Annotated in this window: 6 protein-coding genes; all 6 read left to right on the top strand. The window is 58.9% G+C overall.

Going from position 1 to position 6,382, the window contains the following annotated elements:
• Positions 1–510 precede the first annotated feature (510 nt).
• Genes IU397_RS19600 through IU397_RS19575 form a run of 6 tightly spaced genes read left to right on the top strand, consistent with a single transcriptional unit; the run spans position 511 to position 5,423 of the window.
• Positions 511–906: a 6-carboxytetrahydropterin synthase gene (locus IU397_RS19600; RefSeq protein ID WP_204416997.1), complete on the top strand. Its 396-nt coding sequence runs from the start codon at positions 511–513 to the stop codon at positions 904–906.
• Positions 907–908: 2 nt separating this feature from the next.
• Complete coding sequence (locus tag IU397_RS19595) at positions 909–1,682, top strand: class I SAM-dependent methyltransferase (protein WP_204416995.1); 774 nt, start codon at positions 909–911, stop codon at positions 1,680–1,682.
• A 49-nt stretch (positions 1,683–1,731) separates the two neighbouring features.
• A complete protein-coding gene (locus IU397_RS19590; RefSeq protein WP_370541734.1) occupies positions 1,732–2,517 on the top strand; it encodes a RibD family protein in 786 nt (261 codons plus the stop codon).
• A 20-nt stretch (positions 2,518–2,537) separates the two neighbouring features.
• Positions 2,538–3,647, top strand: a complete 1,110-nt coding sequence (gene ribA / locus IU397_RS19585) for a GTP cyclohydrolase II (protein ID WP_204416991.1) — start codon at positions 2,538–2,540, stop codon at positions 3,645–3,647.
• A complete protein-coding gene (locus IU397_RS19580; protein ID WP_204416989.1) occupies positions 3,644–4,606 on the top strand; it encodes a zinc-binding alcohol dehydrogenase in 963 nt (320 codons plus the stop codon). The genes ribA and IU397_RS19580 overlap by 4 nt, the downstream gene beginning before the upstream one ends.
• Before the next feature lie 46 nt (positions 4,607–4,652).
• Positions 4,653–5,423 carry an inositol monophosphatase family protein gene (locus IU397_RS19575; protein ID WP_239479931.1) on the top strand — a complete coding sequence of 257 codons (771 nt, stop codon included), beginning with the start codon at positions 4,653–4,655 and terminating at the stop codon, positions 5,421–5,423.
• Positions 5,424–6,382: the final 959 nt, after the last annotated feature.

Genomic DNA, 6,382 nt, shown 5'->3' with positions numbered 1-6,382 from the left:
CCTGATGTTCTTTCAATATCCCGATTATCTGTTCTTCACTGAAACGGCTTCTCTTCATCATCTGTCTCCTTCTTGGAGAACAGGCTAACCAAAAACACCGGACATTTCAGGGGAGCAGGTCAGTTGGAGAACAGGCTGACCTTGAATCAAGGACATTTCAGGGGACCAGGTCAGCCACTCAACGGTTTCTGGCGTTGGCTATCTCGTCAAACGCTGTGTCTGGCTTCGGTTCACTTGCGATACAGAATGGTATCGAAGTGGCCAACATAATCCGCACAGGCCAACTTGGCAGGTGACAGGCGTTGGCGCAACCGTAGCCTTTGCAATGAGGTGTTTCCGACGATGGGCCAATATGCCCACCATCATCCTGGCAATGGCGGAGGTTCCCGGTCAGTCCGATAAAGTCCTGATTTAAATTGTATAATATGTTGGATTTGTAGATAGGTTCCTGACGACTAATTTGAGCATCGTCGTCTTGCGTCAGGAAATGTAGATGGAATTGAGGAAATAATGTTTGCAGTTGAAGTTCGTGATCATGTGATGATCGCCCATTCCTTGCCCTCGCCGGTATTCGGTCCGGCACAAGGGATGCATGGGGCAACCTTTGTGGTGGATGCCGCTTTCTATACCAAGGATCTGGATGAGAACGGGTTAGTCGTTGATATCGGTCTCGCGCTCGACGCGCTGGCCGAAGCGCTGAAGCCCCTGAAATACGCCAATCTGGACGAGGTGCCGGCTTTCAAGGGCAAGATCACCACGACAGAATTCCTCTCCCATTACATCTGGCAGCAGTTGCGCGACGCCGCCAAGACAACGGGCCTGGGCGATAACGGTCGGGTGTGCCGCATCAAGGTCTCACTAGAAGAAAGCCATGTGGCGCGCGGCTGGTACGAGGCGGATATCTAAGGGTGGGGTTCTCACCTGACTGGCTTGCATTGCGCGAACCGGTGGATCACGCGTCACGCGACGCCGACTTGCTGGCGCAGGCCGTAACCCATGCCGGGAGCGAGGCCATTGTGGTCGATCTGGGCAGTGGGACAGGATCAACGGCACGTGCTTTTGGCGATGCCGCCTGCGCCACATGGCAATGGCGCTTTGTCGATGGGGACAAGGCGCTGTTGGATATTGCGCAGGCGCGGCACTCGGGCGCGGAGCAGGTGGTCTTTGATCTGCGCAATATCGATCAACTGCCGCTGGATGGGGTGCGCCTGGTCACAGCCTCCGCCTTGCTGGATCTGATGCCGCTGGTGTGGGTGACAGTGTTGGCGCAGAGGTTGCGGGCCGCCGCTATCCCGTTTTACGGGGCGCTCAATTACAACGGAGTGATGCGCTGGGTCCCACCACATGCGGCGGATGCCGATGTGACGGCTGCGTTCAATGCGCATCAGCGCACGGATAAAGGGATCGGTCCCGCATTGGGGCCAACCGCAAGCGACGCAGCGGCACAGGTTTTTGCCCAGCACGGGTTTGACGTGCGTTTGGGCGACAGCCCATGGGAACTGGGACCGGCAGAGGCGCGTCTGCATGATCATTTACTGATCGGCATCGGGGAGGCTGCGGCAGAGGCAGGTTGCGCGCAGGCGGGCGATTGGGCCGCCAACCGCCGCGCGACTGTTGCGCAGACCGCGGGATACATTGGGCATACCGATATTCTCGCCCTGCCGCGGAAAGTTGGAGAATAAAATGCAGCACGTGGACGTAACTCATCAGGTATGGGAAAGGATTCTTGACGTGAAAACGGGTGCGGCCTGTCTGTGTTGCGGCGATTGGACCTGGGGTGAGGCGCAGGCGCTGGCACTTTACGGTGCCTTGGCGCAGCCGACAGCCACTTGTCAGGTCTTTGCTCAGATCGGCCAATCGCTGGATGGGCGTATCGCGACGGAAACGGGTGATGCACAGGATGTGTCTGGCAAGGACGGTCTGGCCCATCTGCACCGTCTGCGCGCCTTGGCCGATGCGGTGGTGATCGGGGTCAAGACCGCCTTGCAGGATGACCCGCAACTGACCGTGCGTTTGGCCAATGGCACCAGCCCCGCCCGTGTGGTCATTGACCCGGACGGGCGTTTGCCCAATGACGCGCGTCTGCTGGCGGATACGTCGGCCCAACGCATTGTGATCCAGGCGGTCGCCAAGGAGCGTCCGGCGGGGGTTGAGGCGATCACCCTGCCGCGCGCGCCATGGATCGCCCCCGAAGATATTCTAAAAGCCCTGCAACAGCGGGGTTTCAAAAGCATCCTGATCGAAGGTGGCGGGGTCACCATCACCCAATTCCTTGAGATGGGTTTGTTGAACCGCCTGCATGTCGCGATTGCACCGTTGCTGATTGGGTCGGGCCCGCAAAGCCTGACGACTGCTCCCATTGGTACGCTGGCACAGGCGCGCCGCCCCAAGACGGCGGTTTATAACCTTGGTAGCGACGTCTTGTTTGATTGTGCGCTCAGCCCTGCCGATGCACTGCCCATCGTAGCGGCCTGTTGCACCAGTGGAATACGGCCCGCTGAGGGCCCCCGCCTTTAACCGGAAACGAGATCCCTGACATGCCCACCACATCTGATTGTCTTTTGCCGACCCTTGCCGAGCGTCTTGCACGGGCGCGCAGCGATCTTGCGATGGGGTTGCCCTGCCTGCTGACGCATCAAGGCAACCGCGCCGTCATTATCGCGGTCGAACCACTGTCGCAGGCGCGATTTGAGGCCTTGCAGCAGCGACTTGGCACGCCGGAACTGATCCTGACAGCGCAACGCGCGCAGGCCATCATGCCTGCTGTCGGCGATATCGACGACCCTTTGGTGCGGCTGCACCCCCCTGCATCGGCCGGGTTTGAGTGGTTCAAGGATCTTTCCGACCCGCAGCTTGATGCAGACCGACGGCCAGCTGGCCCCTTGCACATGATCCGCAGCCTGCAGACGCCTTTGCACGGCCTGTCGATCAAGCTGGTCAAATTGGCGGAGCTGTTACCGGCGGTTGCGATATTCACTGTAGAGGATGATGCAAACCTGGATGATCTGCCCTTTGCCACGCTGGTGGCGGATCAGGCTCTGGAGGCCTTGCTGATCCCGCCTGCACTGGCGCAGGTCTCCGCGGCGGCGCTACCGCTGGAGGCCCATGATCTGGGCCGTTTGCAGATCTTCCGCGACCCTGACGGTGGCAAAGAACATTACGCGATAGAGATCGGCACGCCCGACCGCAACCAGCCCGTTCTGGCGCGCGTGCATTCGGCCTGCTTTACCGGCGATGTGCTGGGCAGCCTGAAATGCGATTGCGGTCCGCAACTGCGCGCAGCGTTGGCCCGGATGGGGCAGGAGGGCTCCGGCGTTTTGTTATACCTCAATCAAGAAGGGCGGGGCATTGGGTTGGCGAACAAGATGCGCGCCTATGCTTTGCAGGCGCAGGGCCTTGACACGGTCGAGGCAAACCATCGCATCGGCTATGATGACGATGAGCGTGACTTTCGCGTGGCCGCCGGGATGCTACGCGCTCTGGGATTTTCGGCGATCCGGCTTTTGACGAACAATCCGGCCAAGGTGCAGACCTTTCATGACGGCGATGTCGCCGTGGTTGAGCAACTGCCCTTGCGTGTCGGGCGCAACATGCACAACCAGGACTATCTGTCGGTCAAGGCGCTGAAATCGGGCCACAGCCTGTGACAGTCGCGCGCGCGCTGTGGATCACCAATGCGCAACAGGCCGTGCCGCGTGACACGACCTATCACGCTGGCGATGGCGAGTTGGACATCAAGACCTTGTTCACCGGGATCAGCCGCGGGACAGAGCGTCTGGTTTACCAGGGCCAGGTGCCCGTATCCGAACATGCCAGCATGCGCGCGCCGTTTCAGGATGGGGATTTTACCTTTCCGGTGAAATACGGGTATGCCGCCGTGGGCGAGGTGCAGGGCGGTGATCGGCAAGGCGAGGTTGTGTTCAGCCTGTTTCCACATCAGACCCGTTTTGCTGTGCCCTCCCATATGGCGCTTTCCGTGCCTGTGGATGTGCCTGCCGCCCGGGCCGTGCTGGCGGCAAATATGGAAACCGCCGTGAACATCACCTGGGATGCGGGGATCAGCATCGGCGACCGTGTGGTGGTCGTGGGTTGTGGCGTGGTGGGCGCGCTGGCGGGCTATCTCGCGGCCCGGATACCCGGGACCGAGGTGACATTGGTGGACCTCGACCCCGGCCGGGCTGCCATCGCCGCCGCACTGGGCTGTGATTTTGCCACGCCAGATACAGCACCGGAGGAAGCCGATATCGTCATCCATGCCTCGGCCAGTTCTGCCGGTTTGTCGCTTGGGATCGCTCTGGCCGGGACCGAGGCAACTGTGGTCGAGGCCAGCTGGTACGGCACGCAACGCACCGAAGTGCCGCTGGGCGGCCGGTTTCACCAGCGCCGATTACGGATCATCAGCTCTCAGGTCGGGCGGGTGCCTGCCAAACAGGCCGCGCGTTGGGATTTCGGCCGCAGGTTGGGCAAGGCGCTGGCGCTTTTGAATGACCCTGCGCTGGATGTCCTGATCTCGGGCGAGACAGCGTTCGACGATTTACATGCCGCCTATGATGGGATTTTGCATGATCCCTCCACGCTGTGCCATCGGGTGCGATATGACGGATGACGCGCATCGATGGCTCCCAACAAATGCATCAACGACGCTTCGCATCATGGCCGATGCAGCGCTTTTGGCTGGGCAGGGTTTGCGCGTGGCATCACGGCAGCTTGGGGGGCTGACGATCACGGAAAAGACGCGCGGCGACTTTGTCAGCAATGCGGATCTACAGGCGGAAAAGGTGATCTTTGATCACTTGATGCGGCACTTTCCCGATTACGGTTGGCTGGGTGAGGAAACCCAAGAGCGTGCCAGCGGCCAGGATGGGTTGCGCTGGATCGTCGATCCGCTGGACGGGACCACGAATTTCCTGAAGGGATTGCCGCACTGGGCCGTGTCCATCGCGCTATTTCAGGGGGATGACCCACGAGCGGCCCTGATCTACGATCCGGCCAAGGCAGAGATGTTCTGCGCCGAGAATGGCAAGGGCGCTTATCTGAACGGGCAGGCCATCACGGTAAGCGAGGCCGTGCCTTTCAGCGCAGCCGTTGTCGCGTCGGGCGTGCCCGCCGGGGGGCGCACGACCTACCTGCCGCATTGTCTGGACGACCTTCGACAACTGATGCCACAAACGGCCGGGTTGCGGCGCTGGGGAGCAGCCGCACTTGATCTGGCATATGTCGCGGCGGGTCGGTTTGACGCCTATTGGGAACGCAACCTCGGCCCGTGGGATATCGCCGCTGGCATGCTGATCGTAAGGGAAGCAGGTGGCCGCTTCACCCCCCTTTGGGCTGATCAAGATGTGCTTTCATCAGGGTCGTTTCTGGCCAGCAATGGGGCACTGCACGACGCGGTCGAGGCCGGTTTGAACCAGGCACGTCTTTAGCGGCAGACCCTTCACCGCCACCAGACCGGTTACCGTCAATTCAACCGCCTATGGTGCGTCGAACGCAAAAACAGATCCGCGACGCAGCCCATCAGCCTCGGTATGTGCGATGCCAAAAGCGCCTGCCAACGGACTGCATACCGCGTGATCGCCACACGAACGCCGCCTGCTCTGTTCCAGAAATTGGATCCCTGAGTGATCCGCATTTTCCGGCCTGCTAAATATAAACCCGTTCAAAGAAAAAACTGAACGCTGGCTCCACTGGAACTTGAATACGGATGGGTAGAGGTACCTCTATACTTTGTAAAAGCACAGTTATTACCTATCAGTAGGTTTATCTTTTTATCACCCTTAAGTTGAGCGATAATTTTTATTCAGCCTTTCATTTGTGCATATACTCATATGGATAGCGACCATAGCCTTTAATGAAAGGCTATGGTGTGCTGATATCAATCGGCTATCACGCTGTATTTTAATGATAAATCTAAGTTTTTCTGTATCTCTATGATTTGAAAAACAAAAAATATAAATATTTTGTGAACGAACCCATGGACACCTCGAAAATACCGCCTCATGATTGAGGTGAGTGACAAGTTTCTCAGGTCATCCACGCGATGCCTGTTGGTAGTTGGCAGGACCAAAACCGTACAGCCGCTATTACCCGAGGTTGTCATAGAGGGACCCCAAAATATGCTGTCTCCAAGCGAAGTAACCGACCGACGATTAGACGCCCGATCAGCCCTCCCTCGGAAGCGAGATGCGCTGTACCGCGCTCGACCGTGGTGGCACTCGACCGAGTTGGATTTCGTTCCGGGGGCATTGAACCGGCCATCCGTCTGACAAAGGATGCTGACGCTCACTGGTCACAGTTGTCACGAGCAGAGCATTGCAGCCAATGCCCCAGCGGGATGCACGTACTGCTCAAATCGGCTGTCTCAAGTGTAGGAAATCCAATCAAT

Source organism: Actibacterium sp. 188UL27-1 (assembly GCF_016901225.1).
Lineage (GTDB): Bacteria > Pseudomonadota > Alphaproteobacteria > Rhodobacterales > Rhodobacteraceae > 188UL27-1.
Note: the sequence above shows the minus strand (reverse complement) of the source record. Positions and strands in the feature narration are given on the sequence as shown.

Bases quoted from the DNA above. Each gene is read 5' to 3' on its own strand.
- IU397_RS19575 (WP_239479931.1), top strand. From the start codon at position 4,653: ATGGCCGATGCAGCGCTTTTGGCTGGGCAGGGTTTGCGCGTGGCATCA.
- IU397_RS19600 (WP_204416997.1), top strand. From the start codon at position 511: ATGTTTGCAGTTGAAGTTCGTGATCATGTGATGATCGCCCATTCCTTG.
- ribA (WP_204416991.1), top strand. From the start codon at position 2,538: ATGCCCACCACATCTGATTGTCTTTTGCCGACCCTTGCCGAGCGTCTT.